At 76.1% G+C, this 21,060-nt stretch carries 15 protein-coding genes; 5 read left to right on the top strand and 10 right to left on the bottom strand.

The window, feature by feature from the left end; translation table 11 throughout:
* Window positions 1–497: 497 nt before the first annotated feature.
* The gene (locus ACZ6O2_RS06325) at window positions 498–863 is read right to left on the bottom strand and encodes a YciI family protein (protein WP_466022189.1); all 366 of its coding nucleotides are present in this window, start codon (window positions 861–863) and stop codon (window positions 498–500) included.
* Window positions 864–1,048: 185 nt separating this feature from the next.
* A complete protein-coding gene (locus ACZ6O2_RS06320; protein ID WP_466022188.1) occupies window positions 1,049–1,834 on the bottom strand; it encodes a lipase family alpha/beta hydrolase in 786 nt (261 codons plus the stop codon).
* A gap of 296 nt (window positions 1,835–2,130) precedes the next feature.
* On the opposite strand from ACZ6O2_RS06320, the gene ACZ6O2_RS06315 reads away from it, so the two are divergent.
* From ACZ6O2_RS06315 to ACZ6O2_RS06305, 3 genes are read left to right on the top strand one after another with little or no spacing between them, the layout of a single operon-like run.
* Window positions 2,131–3,480, top strand: coding sequence for a pentapeptide repeat-containing protein (locus tag ACZ6O2_RS06315; protein ID WP_466022187.1), 1,350 nt, complete (start codon window positions 2,131–2,133; stop codon window positions 3,478–3,480).
* A 31-nt stretch (window positions 3,481–3,511) separates the two neighbouring features.
* Window positions 3,512–4,000, top strand: coding sequence for an isochorismatase family protein (locus ACZ6O2_RS06310; protein WP_466022186.1), 489 nt, complete (start codon window positions 3,512–3,514; stop codon window positions 3,998–4,000).
* Between the two features lie 18 nt (window positions 4,001–4,018).
* Window positions 4,019–4,465: a nitroreductase family deazaflavin-dependent oxidoreductase gene (locus ACZ6O2_RS06305; protein ID WP_466022185.1), complete on the top strand. Its 447-nt coding sequence runs from the start codon at window positions 4,019–4,021 to the stop codon at window positions 4,463–4,465.
* A 120-nt stretch (window positions 4,466–4,585) separates the two neighbouring features.
* Here the strand turns inward: ACZ6O2_RS06305 and ACZ6O2_RS06300 are convergent, their stop codons facing one another.
* The 5 genes from ACZ6O2_RS06300 to gltB form a co-directional block, all read right to left on the bottom strand.
* Window positions 4,586–5,470, bottom strand: coding sequence for a hypothetical protein (locus ACZ6O2_RS06300; protein ID WP_466022184.1), 885 nt, complete (start codon window positions 5,468–5,470; stop codon window positions 4,586–4,588).
* 4 nt (window positions 5,471–5,474) lie between these two features.
* Complete coding sequence (locus ACZ6O2_RS06295; protein ID WP_466022183.1) at window positions 5,475–8,126, bottom strand: FtsK/SpoIIIE domain-containing protein; 2,652 nt, start codon at window positions 8,124–8,126, stop codon at window positions 5,475–5,477.
* A 73-nt stretch (window positions 8,127–8,199) separates the two neighbouring features.
* The gene (locus ACZ6O2_RS06290; protein WP_466022182.1) at window positions 8,200–9,738 is read right to left on the bottom strand and encodes an MFS transporter; all 1,539 of its coding nucleotides are present in this window, start codon (window positions 9,736–9,738) and stop codon (window positions 8,200–8,202) included.
* 177 nt (window positions 9,739–9,915) lie between these two features.
* Window positions 9,916–11,424 (bottom strand): glutamate synthase subunit beta, encoded by a 1,509-nt coding sequence (locus ACZ6O2_RS06285; protein WP_363705088.1) that lies wholly within the window; start codon window positions 11,422–11,424, stop codon window positions 9,916–9,918.
* Window positions 11,417–16,111 (bottom strand): glutamate synthase large subunit, encoded by a 4,695-nt coding sequence (gene gltB / locus ACZ6O2_RS06280; protein ID WP_466022181.1) that lies wholly within the window; start codon window positions 16,109–16,111, stop codon window positions 11,417–11,419. The genes ACZ6O2_RS06285 and gltB overlap by 8 nt, the downstream gene beginning before the upstream one ends.
* A gap of 155 nt (window positions 16,112–16,266) precedes the next feature.
* Between gltB and ACZ6O2_RS06275 the strand changes: the two genes are divergently transcribed.
* A complete protein-coding gene (locus tag ACZ6O2_RS06275; protein WP_466022222.1) occupies window positions 16,267–17,103 on the top strand; it encodes a GNAT family N-acetyltransferase in 837 nt (278 codons plus the stop codon).
* Window positions 17,104–17,133: 30 nt separating this feature from the next.
* Here ACZ6O2_RS06275 and ACZ6O2_RS06270 read toward each other — a convergent pair whose 3' ends face one another.
* Window positions 17,134–18,321: an FAD-dependent oxidoreductase gene (locus ACZ6O2_RS06270; RefSeq protein WP_466022180.1), complete on the bottom strand. Its 1,188-nt coding sequence runs from the start codon at window positions 18,319–18,321 to the stop codon at window positions 17,134–17,136.
* 13 nt (window positions 18,322–18,334) lie between these two features.
* Window positions 18,335–19,492: a prolipoprotein diacylglyceryl transferase gene (gene lgt / locus ACZ6O2_RS06265; protein ID WP_350709280.1), complete on the bottom strand. Its 1,158-nt coding sequence runs from the start codon at window positions 19,490–19,492 to the stop codon at window positions 18,335–18,337.
* A gap of 101 nt (window positions 19,493–19,593) precedes the next feature.
* On the opposite strand from lgt, the gene ACZ6O2_RS06260 reads away from it, so the two are divergent.
* Complete coding sequence (locus ACZ6O2_RS06260) at window positions 19,594–20,220, top strand: NUDIX hydrolase (protein ID WP_466022179.1); 627 nt, start codon at window positions 19,594–19,596, stop codon at window positions 20,218–20,220.
* Between the two features lie 35 nt (window positions 20,221–20,255).
* Here ACZ6O2_RS06260 and trpA read toward each other — a convergent pair whose 3' ends face one another.
* A complete protein-coding gene (gene trpA, locus ACZ6O2_RS06255; protein ID WP_466022178.1) occupies window positions 20,256–21,059 on the bottom strand; it encodes a tryptophan synthase subunit alpha in 804 nt (267 codons plus the stop codon).
* Window position 21,060 lies beyond the last annotated feature (1 nt).

Below are 21,060 nucleotides of genomic sequence, written 5' to 3'. Positions count from 1 at the left end.
CCGACCCCTCGCGGGCTGCGGAAAATTGTCCAACGACGCGCGTCACGCGCGCAGCCGGCGGGCGGAACCCACGCCGGAACGTTGAGGCGGCGGGCAACGGCGACCGCGCGCCGGAATCGTACGCCCCCGGCGCCACCGGGCACCGGGGTGCTCCCGGCCGGCGCGCCCGCCGTCGATGGCTGGTCCACGCCGTGCCGCGCCCTGGCCGCACACCCGCCGCGCGGACGCCCGCCCGGCCCCGCCCGCGCACACCCGCCCCGCCCGACCCGCGGCGGCCTGGCCCGCACGCCCGACCCGCTCCCCCGGGCCGGTCCGACGGGTTCCGCTGATGGCGCCGGAGGGTGCCGGCGCGATGGTGACCCGCCGTTCCCCGGCCGCGGGTGCCCGACCGGGTCGCTCGCGCGCCGGGGGCGGACCGCTGCGGGAGGCCGGCGGTGCACGCCGGGTCGGCGGCCCGCGCCGCGCGCCACGGTGCGCCGGGCGTCCGGCGGAACCGCTCAGGTCTGCGTCTTGACCAGTGGGAACTCCAGCGAGCCCGCCGGGCAGAGGAAGGTCATCACGTCCACCCGGTAGAGCCCGGCCTGCACCGCCGGGTCGGCCTCCATCACGCTGCGCACATCGTCCACGGAACCGGTCCGGGCCAGACCGAAGCCGATCGGCGGGTCCGGCTCGCGGGCCTGGCCGTCCACCGAGCCGGCGACCAGGATGATCCTCCGGCGCTGGAGGGCCTGCATGTGCGCGAGGTGCTCGGCCTGCAACCGCTGCACCGTCTCCGCCGGCAGCGCCCGCCCGGCCGCGCCGGGATACAGCACGATGCACTCGTACGTGTCGAGCGCGAAGTCGACCTGCGGCACTCCCGTCATGGGCGTTCCCTCCCGCGTCGCGTTGCGCGGCGACCCGTGGTCGACGCCGACCGGCACGGGCCCAGCGTCGCACGCGCGGGCGGCCCGCACGGGCGCTCCGGTCAACTCCGTCCCCGCCCCGCCCGGTTGCCGCCCCGCTGCGCCCTTTCCCCCACCCGGCCCCGTCCACCCCAGGGCCACGTCCGCTACAGGGCCAGGCAGTCCGGGTGGATCGGGGTGCCGCGCAGCGCCTGCCGGACCACGGTGTACGTGGTGCCGTCGAGTACGAGCCCGAGGTGCCCGACGACCCGTAGCGGGCACGCCGCCTGGATCAGCACGTTGGTCGCGCCGTCGGCGAGCGAGGCGTTGTCGACCGGCCGGACCAGCTCGTCCTGCCACGTCCGGACCGTGGTCCAGCGAACCGCGCCGGGGGTGTCGTCGCCGCCGTTGAGGTCGGCTAGGAAATCGGAGCCGATCGACATCTGCTGACAGGCGACGACTGCGGCGCAGCTGCCGAGGCCGACGACCCGCAGGATGTTCGCGACGTACGTGCCCTGCTGGGGGCTGCCGAGGCTGACGTAGCGGCCGACGGCCGACTCGCCGCCGAGGAACTTCACGTACCAGCGGGAAACCAGTCCGCCCTCGGAGTGGCCGACGACGTCCACCCGGGACGCCCCGGTGACGGACCGGACCTGCTCGACGTACGCGGCGAAGGCACGGGCGGAGTCGCGGATGTCGCCGAAGCCGAGGCCGGGCAACTGGTAGACGAAGACCCGGAAGCCGTCGGCGCGCAGCCGGGCGGCGATCGGCTCGTACGCGATGGAGAGGCCGATCAGGCCGCCGACGACGATGACGGGGTTGACGGCGGCGGCGACCGGGGCGGCGGCGACCGCGGGGGTGGCGGGGCGTTCGGGGGCGGCTGTCGCGGCGGTGGCCGGGACGAGGAGCGCGGCGACCACGGTGGCGGTGGCGAGGATCTTTCGGAGCAGCATGGCTGCACCTCCGGCGGGAGGTACCCGGGAACCCGGGACGGCGGGCGGGGGTCCGATCGATCGTGGGACGATGATGAGGGTCTAGATTCACGGTCGTCAATAACTACGTTACAGGCCGGTAACCCTTGTCGCGCCGGAAGCGCAAACCGGCAATTCGCGCACGGTCGACGCGGGGTCGGGTCGGCCCTTACGGCTGGCGCGTTTCGCGGGCACGCGAGAGCAGGGCGACCCGGCGGCCCGCCGTCCACGCGGGACGGTGCGCGCGCGAGCCCGACGCCGGTGGCATGCTGTGGCCCGTGCCTCAGACACCGACCGGCGAGAAGCCGCTGCGGGTGATGCCCTGGTGGCTCGTGCTCGTCGGGCTGCTGGCCGCCGGGCTGCTGGGCTGGCTGGTCCTGGACTGGCTGCTCGACGAGGCCGGCCGGGCCGCCCAACCGGACACCCGCGCCACCCTGCGCATCGACGCCATCCGCACCGGGCTGACCGTGGTGGCCGGCACCGGCGGCGGCCTTGCGCTGCTGCTGGCCGCCCGCCGCCAGTGGATCAGCGAACGCGCCCAGCGGCACCAGGAGGCCGTCGCCGCGCAGGAGCAGGCGCACCGGGACCGGGCGCAGGCCCACGTGGAGGCGGTCGCCGAGGCCGGGCAGCGGCACCAGGACCGGCAGGCCGAGGCCGCCGAACACGACGCCGCCGAGCGCCGGCTGACCGAGCTATACACCCGCGCCGTCGAGCTGCTCGGCAACGACAAGGCGGCCGTACGCCTCGGCGGACTGCACGCCCTGGAACGGCTCGGGCAGGACAATCCGGCGCAGCGGCCGACGATCGTGGCGGTGCTCTGCGCGTACCTGCGGATGCCGGCGGGCGACGACGACGCGGGCGAGGCGGAGGTGCGCCGCACCGCGCAGCGGGTGTTGACCCGGCACCTGCGCGCCGACGACGACGCGTTCTGGCCCGGCGTCACGCTGGACCTGACCGGCGCCCACCTCGACGGCTTCGACGCCGCCGGCTGCACCCTGGTCGACGCGGACCTCACCGGCGCGGTCTGCGCCGGCACCACCAGCCTCGCCGGTGCGACCGTGCGCGGCCGGCTGTCCCTCGGCGCCACCTTCGCGGACCTGCGCTGCGACGACCTGCGCGGCGACGCCGAGATCGTCCTGGACGACGCCCGGATCGCCGGCCGCCTCAGCTTCGACCGCGCCGAGATCGGCGGCCTGTCGTGCCGGCACGCCACCGTCGCGTGGGCGTACTTCCGGGGCACCACGGTCGGACGGACGGCGAGCTTCGACGGGACCCGCTTCACCAGAAGCGCGACGTTCCGCGAGGCGGTCTTCCTCAGCGGGCTCTCGATGGACCACGCCACGTTAGGGGGCTACGCCGGATTCCGGCAGGTCCGCTTCGCCGACCTGGCCCTGTTCCGCTGGACCGAGTTCGGCGGCCAGGCATGGTTCGAGCGGGCCCGCTTCGAGGGCGCCGCGAACTTCGGCCGGACCCGCTTCCACGACGCGGCGACCTTCGACGGGGCGACGTTCGCCCGGCCTCCCCTGGTCGACCAGGCGCGGGCGGCGGCGGCCGGCCCGCACGTCTGGCCCGAGGGCACGAACGTCGCGCGGCTCGACGACGACTGGCTGCTGCTCACCGACCCCTGATCCGCACCGCCCGCCCTTTATGATCATCAGCGTGACGACGGCCCTCGTGCTCATCGACCTGATGCCCCGGATCATCGCGCTGGAGTTGGCCCCGCACCGTGGCGAGGATGTCCTCGACCGCTGCCGCCGGCTCGCCGCCGTGTTCCGCGCCCAGGGCCGGCCGGTGGTCCAGGTCCGGGTCGAGCGGCCCGGGGTGGCCGAGCAGCCGCCGGGCAGCGACTTCGCCGAGGGGCTGGTCGAGCCGGGGGACGTCGTGGTCGTCAAGCGCACCGTCGGCGCGTTCCACGGCACCGACCTGCACGGGCAGCTGCGCCGGCGCGGGGTCGACACCGTGGTGCTGGCCGGGCTGGTGACCACGATGGGCGTCGAGTCGACCGCCCGCGCGGCCAGCGACCACGGCTACGAGCTGGAGTTCGTGGCCGACGCGATGTCCGGCTTCGCCGCCGACGAACACGAGTTCACCGTCGAGCGGATCTTCCCGCGCTTCGGCGCCGTCCGACGCGCCGACGACTACCGCTGAGGCGGCTAGTCTGCTCCGATGGCGGAGACCATCGAGGACAGTCCGGTCGGCTGGGTGGCCGGCCACGTGGAGCGTTACCTGGCCACCGACGGCGCCGACGGCGGCAGGTACCACGGGTACGACGCCCTGCTGGTCACCACCCGGGGGCGCCGGACGGGCAAGCTGCGGCGGACGGCGCTCATCTACGGCCGGGACGGCGACCGGTACCTGCTGGTGGCGTCGAACGGCGGTGCGGCGCGGCACCCGGCCTGGTACCTCAACCTGTGCGCCGACCCCGAGGTGCAGGTGCAGGTCGGGGCCGACCGGTTCCGGGGCCGGGCGCGGACCGCCACCGCCGAGGAGCGGCCCCGGTTGTGGCAGGTGATGACCGGCGTCTTCCCGACCTACGCCCGCTATCAGCAGGGGACCGACCGGGAGATCCCCGTCGTCGTGGTCGAGCCGGTGCCGACCGACGTCGCGCCGTAGCGGAACCACCGGTGGAACACCACGGCCGTCTCCGGGCGCCGATGACGTCCATCGTGTTCCACCGGTCCCGGCGGCCGGGCGGCGCCCTGGCGACGGCCGGTCAGCGGAGGAGGCGGCCGGTCAGCGGAGGAGGCGGAACAGCAGCAGATAGGCCACGTAGGCGACCGGCACGGCGACGAAGCAGATCAGGAAGCCGAGGTGCACGTAGCGGGGCGGGGTGCCGGCGACCATGGCCGGCCGGCCCCAGCGGCCGAGCACCAGGTAGCCGGCGAAGAACGACAGCGCGGGCAGGCCGGCGCAGATCCAGGCGCCGAGGGTGAACCCGTCGACCAGGCCGACGCCGGAGGCGAGCACCATCACCACCATCAGCACCGCCGCCACGGCCGCGCAGCCGGCGTAGACGGCGAGCGCCCGGGCCACCGGCGACCAGGTCGGCAGCAGCGCGGGGCGTTGCGCGAGCAACTCGGCCTGCTGCCCGTGCCGGTCGGACTCGTCGGCGTAGCGCCGGGCCAGCTCCAGCTCGGTGGTCGGGTCGGTCTCCGCCGGGCGCGGGCCCGGCACCCCGCCCGCCCCCGGCGGCAGCGCGAGCCTCGTCTCCCCCACCCCGACCTGGGGATACGCCCCGACCCCCGGCCGCCCCGGGGCGCCGGCTGCGCCGGCGGGCTCCCCCGCCCCCGGTCCGGCGCCGCCGGTCGGCGCGCCGCCCGGACCGCCGTCACCGACCGACCCGGCGCCGGGCACGGCGGCCGGCCCGGTGACGGGGCCCGCGGGTGCGGTCGCCGGCGCGGGCGCGGGGCCGGTGGGCACGCCGGGGGCCGGGACGCCGATGGCCTGGCCGAGCTGGTCGAGGCGCTGCCCCTGGGCGGTCAGCCGGTGCTGGAGGTAGTCCGCGGCGGCGTGCAGGTTGCGCCGGCGCTCGGCCTCGGCGGCGGCGCCGCGCTCACCGGCCCGACGCCGCTCGGCGAGCTGGCGGGCCAGCGCCGCGTACTCGGAGTAGTCGGACACCGCCTCAGTCCTCCCCGTCCGGGCCGTGCCCGTCGCGGGCGAACGGCACGATGAGCCGGGTGCGCTGGTCGTGCCGGTCGACCAGCAGCGCCCGGTCGGGCCGGGGCGCGTACGCGAGGTCGTGCACCCCGAGGTGCAGCCCGAGGTCGGTGCCGGGCACGTTCAGCGCCACCAGGCAGGCGACGTCGTCGCGGTTGTGCGCGCCGCCGAGGTCGTCGGCGAGCCGGCGCAGCCCGCGCCACCAGCCGAGCAGGTGCACGCCCCGCGCGGGGCCCTGGCGCAGCAGCGCCCCCAGGTCGTCGTGGCCGGAGCGGAACGTCTCCGGGTCGGTGGCGGCGAGCGCCGCGCTGGCGGCGTCCATCCCGAACACGACGAGGTAGGTGCGGCCGGTGTCCGGCGCGGCACTGCCCTCCGGCCGGGCCGGGGTGGTCGGGCCGGACGGCGTGGTGGCGGCCGACAGCCCGGCGGCGAGGGTGGCGACGTGCCGGCGCAGGCCGGCGGTGTCGAGGCGGTCGACGGCGTGACCGGCGGCGATCAGCGTGGCGGCGGTGTCGTCGGCGGCGGGCTCGGCGGCGGTGACCAGCGGGGCGAGGAGGAACCGGGCGTCGCCCGGGGCGTGCTGGCGGGCGAGGCTCAGGGTGGCCGCGCGCAGCACCTCCGCGCCGGTGGCCGAGGTGCCCACCACGGCCAGGTGCCGGCCCGGGGTGGCGTCCAGCATGAACAGCGCGGAGGTGCCGTCCACGTCGACCGTCCGCCCGACCAGGGCGAGCGGGCGACGCCCGCCCGGGCGCAGGCCGGCGAAGGTGGGGTCGTCCTCGACGCGCGCGGTCTCGTAGCCCCTGAACACCGACGGGGGGCGCGCGCCCGCCGGCCGCGCCTGCCACAGCTCGTGCCGCAGCGCGGCCAGCTCGGCCGCGGCGGCGTGGGCGTCGGGGAAGCGGACGACGGCGTCGGCGCCGACCGCCCCGGCGGCGGTGTTGAGCACGGCCGAACCGATGGGCAGGGTGTGGGCGGCCTCGTTCAGCGGGTCGAGCACCCCGCCGCCGCCGGGCAGCGCCACCCGGAGCGCGAACTGACCGAAGATCGCCTCGGCCCGCCCGTAGAGCGCCTCGACGCCGGTCATGCTCTGGCTCGCCAGGACCAGGTGCACGCCGTACGAGCGGCCCTTGCGGGCCAACTCCTCGAGCAGGTCGACCGACTCGCGGGCCAGCGCGTCGTTGCCGGCGAGCAGCACGTGGAACTCGTCGACCACCGCCACGATCCGGGGCATCGGCGTGTCGCGGGGCAGGTCGGCGAGCTTGGTGACGCCGTGCCGCTTGAGCGCGGCGGCCCGCCGCGACAGCTCGCGGCGCAGCTCCCGCAGGACGGCGACGCCGTACTCCCGGTCGGACTCGATGCCGACGGCCCGGGCGTGCGGCAGCCAGGACGGGTCGCGGGGGGTGGGGACGAACTCGGTGAAGCTCACCCCCTCCTTGAAGTCGAGCAGGTAGAGCTGCAGCTCGGCGGGCGGGTAGCGGGCGGCGAGCCCGTAGAGGACGTCGAGCAGGAAGACCGTCTTGCCGGCGCCGGTGCGCCCGCCGACGAGCCAGTGCGGGGTGGCGTCGTCGAAGGCGACGGTGACCCGGTCCCGGCCGGCACGGCCGACCACGGTGCGCAGCCCGTTGCCCGCCGACTCGGCCCACCGCCGCTCGGGCAGCAGCTCGGCGAAGCCCACCGCGTCGCCGCGCCGGGCGGCGGCGCCGAGATGGGCGGCGAGGGCCGCCACCGACGCGGCCGGCGGGTCGCCGTCGAGCAGCACGGGGGCCGCCAGGCCGGTGCCGTCCACGCTGAACGGGGCGCCGGGCGGATCGCCGACGTGGGCGTACCGCTCGGTCAGCCGGACCGTGGTGGTGGCGCCGAGCTGCGGCGGCGGGTCGGCGGACGCGGCGGACGGCTGGCCGGCGACCAGGACGCAGACGGCGGCGGCCGGCCCGGCGTGGGTGAGCGCGGCGAGCCGGGCCGCCTCGCGGGGCGGCGGCGTCGACGCGGCGACGACCAGCAGCAGCTCCTGGTCGGGACGGTCGGCGTGCCGGGCGGCGCGGGCATGCCGCTCGGCGGCGTCGAGCAGGGCGGCCACCTCGGCCTCGCCGGTGGCGGGCGGGTCGAGCACGCCGGCGTCGACCAGCGGGCGCAGCGGCCCGAAGGTGGCGCCCAGCGCGGCGGTGTCGATCCCGGCGACCCGGACTCCGCCGGGCGGCGCCGTGGCGAGCAGCCGCAGCACGAGCGCCCGCAGCAGGCCGGCCACCCGGGGGTCGCGGGCGTCCGCGTCGACCGCGAGGTGGTGGCCGCCGCCCAGCGGCACGAGGACGGGGAAGGCGCCGTCGGGAGTGGACGCCTCGCCGACGCGCACCGGGACGGGCGCGACGGCGACCGGGGTGGCCCCGGGGGTCGGGGTGGCGAGCGCGCCGCCGAGTTCGGCGAGCCGGGCGACGAGCGCGCCCGCGCCGTTCGGGACGGCCGGGGTGGCGTGCCCGGCGAGCGCCCGACGGGCGGTGTCGAGGTGGGACCGGGCGGCGCGGTGCGCCGCGACCGCCTGCCCGTACGCCGACGCGAGCCTGCCCACCCTCTGCTCCCGTCGCCGTCGCCCCGCCTGGTCCTCAAGGACCCTAACGGACACGGGCGACGCCCGGACAGTGGCGAGGCGGGCGCGTCGGTCCTTCCGCACACCGGGAGCTGGTGGGGCGGTGGGGTCAGCCGGAGCGGGGGCACTCGGCCGGCTGGCCGACCGGGGGTGCCGCGCCGGTCAGGCGGGAGCGGCGGCGGGCACGGCGCGGCGTACAGGCGGCGCATTCGTGCTCCTCCCGTCCCGCCCGGGGTCGACCGGTGGCCGGCCGGGGCAGCACGGGGCGGCCGGCCGGGACGTCGCTTCCCGCCGGTCGGACGATCCGTGCGACGGCCCGGACGGACCGGACGGACCGCACCGCGCTCGACGCCGGTCGGACGACGCGGGCCGCCGTCGAGGCGACCCGACGCACCGGACGCCGTACCGCCGGCACGGCCAGCGCCAGGGCGACCCGCCGGCGCAGCGGGCGCCCGCGCAGTCGGTCGAGCCCGATCCCCGCCACCACGGTGGCGATCGCCGTCACCGTCCCGGCCAGCACGAGGGTCTGCCGGGGGCCCGCGTGTTCGGAGAGCCAGCCGAGCAGCGGCGCGCCGACCGCGGCGGAGACGGAGCCGGTGACCGCCAGCGCGGCCAGCACCCGGCCCCGCATCGCGTAGTCGGTGTCGAGCTGGGCGCGGGCGCCGACGGTGGTGTCGATGACCACGGCCGCGGCGGCGACCGGCAGGATCACCGCCGCGAAGCTCAGGGTGCCCGGGGCCACGCCGGCGACGATCTGCAGCACGCTGGCCAGCAGGCCGGCGGCGAGCAGGATCCCGTAGCCCAGCTCACGCCGCCGGGCCGCGACGAGGGCGCCGAGCACCGTGCCGATCGCGAAGACGGTGGAGAGGAACCCGTAGCCGGAGGCACCGCCGCCCAGCGGTCCGTCGCTCATGGCCGCCATGGTCACCTGGTAGTTGCGGCCGAGGCTGCCGAGCACGAACGACAGGGCGAGCGCGACGAGCACCACCGGCTGGCGCAGCAGATAGCGGAAGCCGGCGACGATGCCGCGGTCCGCCGGCTCCGCGTCGGCCGGCGCCGGCTCCCCCGCGTGCAGCTCCCGCTCGCGGACGGCGAACAGGGCCACCACCACCGCGACGAAGCTGGCGGCGTTGACCGCGAAGAGCAGCGCGGGGCCGACGGCGGCGACCAGGACGGCGCCGGCGCTCATGCCGAGGATGCGGCCGGCGGAGTTGGTCAGCGAGCCGAGCGCCAGGGCGTTGCCGAGGCTCTCCCGGTCCACCAGGGTCGAGCACCAGCGGCCCATCACGGGGCCCTCGATGGCCGAGACCGCTCCGGTCACCAGCGAGATCGCGTAGATCGCCGGGAGGCCGCCCACGCCGGTGACGGCGACCAGCGCCAGCCCGGCCGCCAGGGCCGCGTGGAGCGCCTGGGCGACGATCAGCAGCGGCTTCGCGCGCAGCCGGTCGGCCAGCGCTCCGCCCCAGACGCTGAGCAGCAGCGTGGGAAGGGCCTGGAGCAGGACGGTGAAGCCCATCGACGTCGCCGAGCCGGTCTCGGCGAGCACGTACCAGTTCACGCCCAGGACCTGCATCCAGGTCCCGACGACGGACACGAACCCGGCGGCGGCCCAGATCCGGTAGTTCCGGTGGCGCAGCGCGGCGAACACGACTGATTCCCCCGTGGGACGGCGACATGACGGTGCCGAACCCGGGTGGCGGTGCGCGGCAGCCGCCAAGCCTGGCGGCAATTAAACCGATTTGCCGCCTTTCGTGAGGCGGCTCACGCGACGTGGCCCCGGGCCTGCCAGGCGCAGGCCGGGGCCACGTCGGGTCCGAGCGGGTGGTCAGCGGGCCGCGAGCGGCTGCCGGGCCGGGTCCACCGGGGCCGGGAGCGTTCCGACCCCGCCGAGGTACGCGTGGATCGCGGCGGCCGCCGCCCGCCCCTCGGCGATCGCCCAGACGATCAGCGAGGCGCCCCGGTGCATGTCACCGGCGACGAAGACGCCGTCGGTGTCGGTCTGCCAGTCCGGCCGGGCGTCGACCGCCCCGCGCGCGTTGCGGACGACCCCGAACTGGTCGAGCAGCGGCTGCGCCTCGGTGCCCTCGAACCCGATGGCCAGGAGCACCAGGTCGGCCGGCAGCTCCCGCTCCGAGCCGGGCAGTGGGGTGACGATCCGCCGCCCGTCCCGCTTCTCCACGCTCACCTCGGCGATCCGCACCGCCCGCACCTGCCCGGTGCCGTCGTCGACGAACTCCTGCACCGCGACGGCGAAGACCCGCTCGCCGCCCTCCTCGTGCGCCGGGTAGCTGCGCAGGAGCCACGGCCAGGTCGGCCACGGGTCCCGGGCCTCGTCGCGGGCCTGCGGCGGCCGCGGGTAGAGGTCGAGCTGGTGTACGCCGGCCGTGCCCTGCCGGTGCGCCACGCCGAGACAGTCCGCCGCCGTGTCGCCGCCGCCGATGATCACCACGTGCTTCCCGGCCGCGTCGATGGGCGTGCCGTCGGGCAGCACGGCGGTGTCGGGCCGGCCGCCGGCCGCCGCGGCGACCACCCGGTTGGCCGCGACGAGGTGCTCCATCGCCTGGTGCACGCCGCGCAGGTGCCGGCCCGGGGTCTCCGGGGTGTCCCGGCCCTGCAACGCGCCGCAGGCGAGCAGCACCGCGTCGTGCTCGGCGCGCACCTGCTCGGCGGTGACGTCGACGCCGACGTTCACCCCGGTGCGGAAGCGCACGCCCTCGGCGGCGAGCTGGGCCAGCCGCCGGTCGATGTGGGCCTTCTCCAGCTTGAAGTCGGGGATGCCGTAGCGGAGCAGGCCGCCGATCGCGTCGTCGCGCTCGTACACCGTCACGGCGTGACCGGCGCGGGCGAGCTGCTGCGCGGCGGCGAGGCCGGCGGGCCCGGAGCCGACCACGGCGACCGACCGGCCGGTCGGCGCGGGCACCGGGCGCGGCAGCAGGCCGCCCCGCGCGACGGCCGCGTCGGCGATCTCCACCTCGACCTGCTTGATGGTGACCGGCTGGCCGCCGCCGATGCCGAGCACGCAGGCCGCCTCGCAGGGCGCCGGGCAGAGCCGGCCGGTGAACTCCGGGAAGTTGTTGGTGGCGTGCAGCGACTCCACCGCCGCGTCCCAGCCGCCCGTACGGACCAGGTCGTTCCAGTCGGGGATGCGGTTGCCCAGCGGGCAGCCGTCGTGGCAGAACGGGATGCCGCAGTCCATGCAGCGGGTGGCCTGCTCGCGGATCAGCTCCTCGCCGGCGGGCGGGTAGACCTCCCGCCAGTCGCTGATCCGCACCGGCACCGGGCGGCGCGCCGGCAGCCGCCGGTCGTAGCGCAGGAAACCGTTCGGGTCAGGCACGAGCCACCTCCTGGACCGCCGCCCGCGGGGCGGGCGCGGTCGGCATGGACTTCGCGGCGGGCGCGGAGAGCGCGCTCATCACCGCGTCGTCGACGTCGCGGCCGGCGGCTTCGGCGGCCCGCATGATCTCCAGCACCCGGCGGTAGTCCCGGGGCACCACCGCGGTGAACTCCGCCACCGCCTCCGGCCAGCGCTTCAGCAGCTCCTCGGCGACCGCCGAGTCGGTCTCGGCGAAGTGCCGCTGCACCAGCTCGTGCAGCACGGCCTGCTCCTGGTCGGACAGCGGGGCCAGGTCGACCAGCTCCGCGTTGACCCGGCGGCGGTCCAGCCGGTACACGAACGCGGTCCCGCCGGACATGCCGGCGGCGAAGTTGCGGCCGGTCGGCCCCAGCACCACCACGGTCCCGCCGGTCATGTACTCGCAGCCGTGGTCGCCGACACCCTCGACGACGGCCACCGCGCCGGAGTTGCGCACCGCGAACCGCTCCCCCACCCGCCCGCGCAGGAAGAGTTCGCCCGCCGTGGCGCCGTAGAGGATGGTGTTGCCGGCGATGGTCTGGTCCTCGGCCCGCTCCCCGGGTGCGGCGTCGGCGTCGACGAAGGGGGCGGCGGCGTCCGGCCGCACGACGAGCCGGCCACCGGAGAGGCCCTTGCCCACGTAGTCGTTGGCGTCGCCGTGCAGCCGCAGGGTGACCCCGCGCGGCAGGAACGCGCCGAACGACTGCCCGGCGGTGCCGCGCAGCGTGAACTCCACCGTGTCGGCGGGCAGGCCGGCCCCGCCGAAGCGGCGGGTCACCTCGCCACCCAGCATCGCGCCGACGCTGCGGTGCTCGTTGCGCACCGCCACCTCGACCCGTACGGGCGTGCCGTCGCGCAGCGCCGGCCCGGCGAGGGCGATCAGCTCGTTGTCCAGCGCCAGGTCCAGGCCGTGGTCCTGGGCGCGGACGCCCCGGCGGGCGGCGCCGGCCGGCAGCTCCGGCAGGTGCAGCACGGGCGTCAGGTCGAGCCCGCCGGCCTTCCAGTGCGCGATCGCCGGGGCGACGTCGAGCAGCTCGGCGTGCCCGATGGCCTCCTCGATCGAGTGGAAGCCCAGCTCGGCCAGGTAGCCGCGGACCTCCTCGGCGAGGAAGAGGAAGAAGTTCTCCACGAACTCCGGCCTGCCGGTGAAACGTTCCCGCAGCACCGGGTTCTGGGTGGCGATGCCGACCGGGCAGGTGTCCAGGTGGCACACCCGCATCATCACGCAGCCCTCGACGATCAGCGGGGCGGTGGCGAAGCCGAACTCCTCGGCGCCGAGCAGCGCCGCGACCAGCACGTCCCGGCCGGTCTTGAGCTGGCCGTCGACCTGCACGGTGACCCGGTCGCGCAGCTTGTTGAGCAGCAGCGTCTGCTGCGCCTCGGCCAGCCCCAGCTCCCACGGGGTGCCGGCGTGCTTGAGCGAGTTCAGCGGGGACGCGCCGGTGCCGCCGTCGTGGCCGGAGATCAGGATGACGTCGGCCTTGAGCTTCGCCACGCCCGCCGCCACGGTGCCGACGCCGACCTCGCTGACGAGCTTGACGTGCACCCGCGCGGACGGGTTGACGCACTTGAGGTCGTGGACGAGCTGGGCGAGGTCCTCGATGGAGTAGATGTCGTGGTGCGGCGGCGGGGAGATCAGGCCGACGCCCGGCGTGGCGTGCCGGGTGCGGGCGATCCACGGCCAGACCTTGTTGCCGGGTAGCTGCCCGCCCTCGCCGGGCTTGGCGCCCTGGGCCATCTTGATCTGGAGGTCGTCGGCGTTGACCAGGTATTCGCTGGTCACCCCGAACCGGCCGCTGGCGATCTGCTTCACGGCGGAGCGGCGGGCCGGATCGTGCAGCCGCTCGACGTCCTCGCCGCCCTCGCCGGTGTTGGACTTGCCGCCGAGGCGGTTCATGGCGATGGCGAGGGTCTCGTGCGCCTCCGCCGAGATCGACCCGTACGACATGGCGCCGGTGGCGAACCGCTTGACGATCTCGGTGGCCGGCTCGACCTCCTCGATCGGCACCGCCGGCCGCACTCCCGTACGCAGGGTGAACAGCCCGCGCAGGGAGCCGGCCTTCGCGGCCAGCTCGTCGACCTTCGCCGTGTACTGGCGGAAGACGTCGTACTGGCGGCTGCGGGTGGCGTGCTGGAGCAGGAAGACCGTCTCCGGGTTGAACAGGTGCAGCTCACCCTCGCGGCGCCACTGGTACTCGCCGCCCACCGCCAGCCGCCCGGAGGACTCGGCGCCCGGCTCCGGCCAGGCCACGGCGTGCCGGGCGGCCACCTCGGCGTGGATGCCGTCCAGCCCGATCCCGCCGATCTTGCTCGGGGTGCCGCGGAAGTAGCGCTCGACCAGCCGGGAGTCCAGCCCGACGGCCTCGAAGACCTGCGCCCCGCAGTACGACGACACCGTCGAGATGCCCATCTTGGACATGATCTTCAGGACGCCCTTGCCGAGGCCCTTGACGTAGTTGCGGACCGCCTTCACCGGCTCGACGCCGACGAGCGCGCCGGTGGAGATCATGTCCTCCACCGACTCGAAGGCCAGGTACGGGTTGACCGCCGCCGCGCCGTAGCCGATCAGCACGGCCGCGTGGTGCACCTCGCGGCAGTCGCCGGACTCGACGACAAGCGCCACCTGGGTACGGGTCTGCTCGCGGACCAGGTGCTGGTGCACGGCGGCGGTGAGCAGCAGCGACGGGATCGGGGCGAGGTCGGCGTTGGAGTCCCGGTCCGACAGCACCAGGATCCGTACGCCGTCCTCGATCGCCTCGGAGACGTGCCGGCAGATCTCGGTCAGCCGGGCCCTGATCCCGGCGCCGCCCTCCCGGACGCGGTAGAGCCCGGAGACCCGGACGGCCTTGAAGCCCGGCAGGTCGCCGTCCTCGTCGATGGAGAGGATCTTGGCCAGCTCGTCGTTGTCGATCACCGGGTACGGAAGCACGATCTGCCGGCAGCTCGCCGGGCCCGGGTCGAGCAGGTTGCCCTCCGGCCCGATCGTCGACGCCAGGCTGGTCACCAGCTCCTCGCGGATGGCGTCCAGCGGCGGGTTGGTGACCTGCGCGAAGAGCTGGTGGAAGTAGTCGTAGAGCAGCCGCGGCCGGGTGGACAGCGGGGCGATCGGGGTGTCGGTGCCCATCGAGCCGAGCGGCTCGGCGCCCGTCCGCGCCATCGGCGCGAGCAGGATCTTCAGCTCCTCCTCGGTGTAGCCGAAGGTCTGCTGCCGACGGCGCACCGAGTCGTGGGTGTAGACGATGTGCTCGCGCGGGGGCAGGTCGGTCAGCTCGATCAGGCCGGCGTGCAGCCACTCGGCGTACGGCTGCGCGGCGGCCAGCTCCGCCTTGATCTCGTCGTCGTGCACGATCCGCCCGGCGACGGTGTCGACCAGGAACATCTTCCCCGGCTGGAGGCGGCCCTTGGCGACCACCCGGGCGGGGTCGAGGTCGAGCACGCCGGCCTCGCTGCCGAGGACCACCAGGCCGTCGTCCGTCCGCCACCAGCGACCCGGGCGCAGCCCGTTGCGGTCGAGCACGGCGCCGACGATCTCGCCGTCGGTGAAGGCGACCGAGGCCGGCCCGTCCCACGGCTCCATGAGGCTCGCGTGGAAGCGGTAGAAGGCCCGCTTGTCGGGGGCCATGTCCGGGTCGTTCTCCCACGCCTCGGGGATCATCATCAGCACCGCGTGCGGCAGGCTCCGCCCGGCCAGGTGCAGCAGTTCGAGGACCTCGTCGAAGTTCGCCGAGTCGGAGGCGGCGGGGGTGCAGACCGGGAAGACCCGGCGGATGTTGCCGGGGAGATTCGGGCTGCGCAGGAGTGCTTCGCGGGCCTGCATCCAGTTCCGGTTGCCCCGGATGGTGTTGATCTCGCCGTTGTGCGCGATGAGCCGGTACGGGTGCGCCAGCGGCCAGGACGGGAACGTGTTGGTGGAGAACCGGGAGTGCACCAGCGCGATCGCGCTCTCCACCCGCTCGTCGGTCAGCTCGGGGTAGAACGCGGGGAGCTGGTCGGGGGTGAGCATGCCCTTCCAGACCATGGTCCGCGCCGACAGCGACGGAAAGTACGCCGCCACGCCCCGCTCGGCGCTCTCCCGCTCGGCCTGCTTGCGGACGCAGAACGCCACCCGCTCCAGTTCGATGCCGCCCAGCGGCGACCCGGCCGGCCCGGCGGGCGAGTCGGTGAGCCGGTGCGCGGCGAGGAACAGCTGCCGGACCCGGGGCATCGCCGTGAGGGCGGTCTCGCCGAGGCCGCTCGGGTCGACCGGCACGTCCCGCCAGCCGAGCAGGTCTGCCCCCTCGACCAGCGCGTACTTCTCCACCACGCGGCGGGCGCGGGCCTCGGCGGCGTCGTCGTCGGGGAGGAACACCAGGCCGGTGGCGTACTCTCCGGCGGGTGGCAGCGGGAAGTCGACCACCGCGCGCAGGAACGCGTCCGGCACCTGGATCATGATGCCCGCGCCGTCGCCGGTGTTCGGTTCCGCGCCACGGGCTCCCCGGTGGTCCAGTCGGCAGAGCGCGTCGAGGCCGTTGACCACGACCGCGTGCGAGCGCCGTCCGTGCAGGTCCGCCACGAAGGCCACACCGCAGGCGTCGTGCTCCTGGGCGGGGTCGTAGAGCCCGGCCGCGGGCGCTCCCGGGCCGAGGTGCGGGGCCTGCTGGGGGCTGCGGTGAGGGTACGGAAAGGCCACCGGGCCTCCTGTCGTCACTCAGGATGGATCTGGATCGGGACGACGTCGGCCCTCAGGGGTCTATTGAGTCTACGTTAGGGTCCAACGCGCAAGGCCAGTGCAGATTGATCACACCTTCCAGACTCTGGGACGTGTAGTCTCGCCCGGTGGATCGCCTGCCGAAGGACCTGTTCGACCGGTTGGAACGCTTCTACGACGCGGTGCCCCGGGACGTCGCCCGGACGGAGGAGCACGGCGCACTCGTGTTGTTCGTCCGGAACGGGGCCGGCTGGCCGTTCTACGCGCGGCCCAGGCTCGACGCCACCGAGCCGCCGTCGCTGGCCGACGTCGCGGCGGTGCGCGAACGGCAGCGCGAACTCGGCCTGCCCGAGGCCCTCGAGTGGGTGCACGAGACGACCCCGGACCTGCTCGCGGTGGCCCGCTCGGCGGGCCTGTCCGTGCTGGAGGCTCCGCTGATGGTGCTCGACCCGGGCGCCCTGCCCGACCAGGACGCCCTCACCGACGTGCCGGTGCGGCTGCTCGACCCGGCGGGCCCCGGCTTCGCGGCGGACGTGGCCGCGCAACGAGCGGTCGCCGCCGTCGGGTTCGGCGTGCCCGGCACCGACCGCGGCGAGGCCGGCCCGGCGCAGCGGGACGCCGCCGTGGCCGGGTTGGACGAGGCGGCGCTGGACGAGGAGCGGGCCCGGATCGCCGACGGTCGGCGACTGTCGGCGCTGGCCGGCACGCCCGCCGACGGCGCGCTGGCCAGCGGGATGGCGATGCGGGTCGGTGACGTGGCCGAGATCGCCGGGATCGCCACCCTGCCGGCCGCCCGCCGCCGCGGCCTGGGCGCGGCCGTCACGGCCGCGCTGGCCCGCGCGCTGCTCGCCGCCGGCACCGACCTGGTCTTCCTCTCCGCCGGCAGCGAGGACATCGCCCGGGTCTACCTCCGCGTCGGCTTCCGCCGCGTCGGCACCGCCTGCATCGCCGAGCCCGCCCCCGTCACCCCCTGACGCCCGCCCTGGCGCGGCGGGGTGGGCGGGTCAGGTCGGGGGGCGCCACTGGGCGGCCGTGGTGGCGGCGGTCGAGAGCAGGCGGGGCGTGATCGTGCCGAGGGCGGCGTCGCGGGCGCGCAGCGCCAGCGGGCCCCGGGCCTTCAGCACCGCCGACATCCGGCGGGTCTGCCGGACCACCGTCGCCGCGCGGGGACGGCGCGCCCGGTCGTACGCGACCACGGCGTCGGGCAGTCGGGACTCGCGCAGCAGCGAGGCGAGGGTCGCCGCGTCCTCGAAGGCGAGGCAGGCGCCCTGGCCGAGGTGCGGCGGCATGGCGTGCGCGGCGTCGCCGAGCAGCACCACCCCGCCCGGGCCGGCCGGGAAACCGTACGACCTGGGCAGCGGTCGCAGCTCGCGGATCTCCTGCTGCACCAGGTCCGCCGGGTCGGTGGCGTCGAGCAGCTCAGCGATCGGCGCGGGCCAGCCCGCGTACCAGCGGCGCAGCAGGGCCAGCTGGGTCTCCGGCGGCTCCGGGCGCGGCGCCCCGGCGGCCGTGGCCACCCAGTAGATGCCGCCCCGGCTGGAGGCGCCGGAGGATCCGCGCTCGCCCAGCGAGGCGGACACGAACCGGTACCCGGCGCCGAGCACCTCGCCGCCGACGGGCCGGTCGGCGGGCAGCTTCGGCGCGCGGTACCAGGGGATCACCGCCCGCCACGCGGCGCAGCCCGAGCTGACCACCCCGGACTCCGGGGCGAGCTGCCGGCGGATCTCGCTGTCGGTGCCGTCCGCGGCGACCACCAGATCCGCCTCGACGGTGTGCCGGCCGTCGCCGACCGACGGGCGTTGGCCGGGCTCGGCGCGGACCGTCCGCACCGTCACCCCGGTGCGCAGCTCGACCTCGTCGCCCAGCCCGGCGATCAGCGCGTCGTGCAGGTCCTCCCGGTGCACCACCACCGGCATCCGGTCGGCGGGGGTCGGCCGGGGCTGCACCAGCCAGTGGCCGTCCGGGCGGCGCACCCCGCCGTCGGGCAGCGGCGTGGCGATCGCCTCCAGGCCGGCGCCGAGACCGAGGGCGCGCAGCGCGCGTACGCCGTTGGGCCAGAGCACCACGGCGGTCGGCTCGGGGCGGACCCGGTCGGCGCGCTCCAGCAGGGTGACCCGCCACCCGGAGCGGGCCAGCGCGCCGGCGACCGCGAGGCCGCCGATGCCGGCGCCCACCACCACCGCGCTACGCATGTGGTGCTCCCCCTCAGCTGTCGCGGTCGGCGGGCCGGGAGCCGGCAGCCCCCGCCCGGTCCTCCGAGCTCTCCTCGTCGCCGTCCGGCTCGGCGGACCCGTCGCCAGCGCCCGCGGCGTCCGTGTCGGTCGCCGTCTCCTCGCCGGTCGTGGCGGGCAACTCGCCGGTCTCCCGCCAGCGGCGGTACTGCTCCTCGCCGACCACCCGGTAGCCCTCCGGCGCGGCCGGCTTCGCCCCCGCCTCGGCGGCGGAGAGGTCGACCTGCGAGACGTCGGAGTCGGCCGGCACGGGCGGCGTCGCGGCGGCGCCGACCGGAACGAGGTACTCGCGGGGCCCGCGCACCCGCACGAAGTAGACCAGGGCGCCGAGGAACACCAGGCCGGCGGTCCAGACGTTCAGGCGTACGCCGAGGATGGTGTTCGCCTCGTCGGTGCGCATCAGCTCGATCCAGAACCGCCCGGCGGTGTAGCCCATCACGTAGAGGGCGAACGCCCGCCCCCGGCCGAGGCGCAGCTTGCGGTCGAGGACGAAGACCAGCGCGGCGACGCCGAGGTTCCACAGCAGCTCGTACGCGAACGTCGGGTGGTAGAGCCCCGGCTCGAGGATCGGCCGGCCGGCGTCGTCCCGCAGCGCGTGGCCCGGGTTGTCCGGGTCCATCCGGTGGATCTCCAGCCCCCACGGCAGGGTGGTCCGGCCGCCGTAGAGCTCGTTGTTGAACCAGTTGCCGAGCCGGCCGACCGCCTGGGCCAGCGGCAGGCCGGGGGCCAGCGCGTCGGCGACCACCGCGAACGGGATGCCGAGCTGCCGGGCGGCGATCCAGGCGCCGACCGCGCCACCGGCCACCGCGCCCCAGATGCCGAGACCGCCCTCCCAGATGGCGAACGCCTTCAGCGGGTCGCCGCCGGTGCCGAAGTACTTCTCCGGCGAGGTGATCACGTGGTAGATGCGGGCGCCGATGATGCCGGCCGGCACCGCCCAGACCGCGATGTCGAGCACCGCGCCGGGGGCGACGCCGCGCTGGCGCAGTCGCCGTTCGGTGACCCAGCAGGCCACCACGATGCCGACGATGATGCACAGCGCGTACGCCCGGAGCGGCAGCGGTCCGAGCTGCCACACGGCGGTGCTGGGGCTGGGCAGGGCCGCCTGGGGGGTCAGCGAGGCGAGAGTCACGGATGCACACGCTACCGCCGTGCGCCCCTCCGGCGGCACCCCGGTCCACCGTCGCCCGATCCCGGTGACTTCTGGTTTGCGCCCCCGTAGGCTCTTTGTCCATGGGCGCGCTCACCTGGGCGGTCGCGGCGGTCGTCACCGACGACGCCGGCCGGGTGCTGCTCTGCCGGCAGGGCCGGGGCGAGCGACGCCACGGACTCCCGGGCGGCCGGCTGCGGCCGGCGGAGAGCCCGGTGCACGCCGCGGTGCGCGACATCCGGGCCGAGACGGGCTGGGAGGTCGAGGTCGTGGACCTGGTCGGCCTCTACCACCTGGCCGACGCGTCCGCCCCGCCGCCGACGGGCCCCGCCGCCCCGGCCTCGTCGACGGGCCGGGTCGCGTCGTCGGCCGGTCGCGCCGGGCCGCTGCCCGACGTCCTGGTGCACGTCTTCCGGGCGCGCGTCCGGGGGTCGGGGCCGACCGGCGAGCCGATGGGCGGGTGCCGGGCGTCCTGGCACGACCCCACGGCTCTGCCGGAGGCGCTCACGCCGACCACCCGGGCCGCGCTCGCCGACGCGCTGGCGGGCCGCTCCGGCGTCCTGCACACCACCACGCCGCCCACCCCCGCACCGGGCAGCCTCCCACCGGACACCGCGGCTGAGAGGGACAGCACTCCGGGCGCGGTCGCACCCCCGGCCGGACACCCGCCGGGCCAGCGGGCCAATCCACCCACGGCGACCCGCCACTAACTCCCCGCGCGCCCCTACGTCCCCACGCTCCCGCCTCAGCGGGTGGGGGTGCGGACGCCCTGGGCGAGTTCGGCGCTGAGGGCGCGGAGGGCGGCCAGGCCGGACGCCTCGTCCGGGGCGTCGAGCAGGCAGCGGATCAGGGCGCTACCGACGATGACGCCGTCGGCGTACCCGGCGACCGTGGCGGCCTGTGCGCCCGTGCCGACGCCCAGCCCGACGCCGACCGGCAGGTCGGTGACCTCCCGCACCCGGGAGACCAGGACCGGCGCCGCGTCGGAGGTCTTCGCCCGGGCGCCGGTGACGCCCATGATCGCGGTGGCGTAGACGAAGCCCCGGCAGTGCGCCGCGGTCATCGCCAGCCGCGCGTCGGTCGAGGAGGGCGACACCAGGAAGGTGCGGTCCAGCCCGTACGCGTCCGAGGCGGCGAGCCACTCGCCGGCCTCCTCGGGGATCAGGTCCGGGGTGACCAGGCCGGTGCCCCCGGCCGAGGCGAGGTCCCGGGCGAAGGCGTCCACGCCGTAGCGCTCGACCGGGTTCCAGTAGGTCATGGTGACCACGGGCGCCCCGGTGGCCGCGACCGCCTCGATGATGCGCAGCGTGTCAGCGGTGCGTACGCCGCCGGCGAGGGCGATGTCGCTGGCCTTCTGGATCACCGGGCCGTCCATCACCGGGTCGGAGTACGGGATCTCCACCTCGATCACGTCGACGCCGGCCTCGACCATCGCGGTCATCGCGGCGATGCTGCCCTCGACGGTCGGGAACCCGGCTGGCATGCAGCCGACCAGCACCGCCCGCCCGTCGGCGCGCGCCTTGTCGAACGCCACCCCGATCCGGCTCACG

This window comes from Micromonospora sp. NPDC048040 (assembly GCF_055587185.1).
The sequence above is the reverse complement of the archived record's forward strand: the minus strand, read 5'-3'. Positions and strand labels throughout refer to the sequence as shown.

Excerpts from the sequence above, each read along its gene's own strand:
- ACZ6O2_RS06325 (WP_466022189.1), bottom strand. The coding sequence starts at position 863 with ATGACGGGAGTGCCGCAGGTCGACTTCGCGCTCGACACGTACGAGTGC.
- ACZ6O2_RS06320 (WP_466022188.1), bottom strand. The coding sequence starts at position 1,834 with ATGCTGCTCCGAAAGATCCTCGCCACCGCCACCGTGGTCGCCGCGCTC.
- ACZ6O2_RS06305 (WP_466022185.1), top strand. The coding sequence starts at position 4,019 with ATGGCGGAGACCATCGAGGACAGTCCGGTCGGCTGGGTGGCCGGCCAC.
- ACZ6O2_RS06270 (WP_466022180.1), bottom strand. The coding sequence starts at position 18,321 with ATGCGTAGCGCGGTGGTGGTGGGCGCCGGCATCGGCGGCCTCGCGGTC.
- ACZ6O2_RS06260 (WP_466022179.1), top strand. The coding sequence starts at position 19,594 with ATGGGCGCGCTCACCTGGGCGGTCGCGGCGGTCGTCACCGACGACGCC.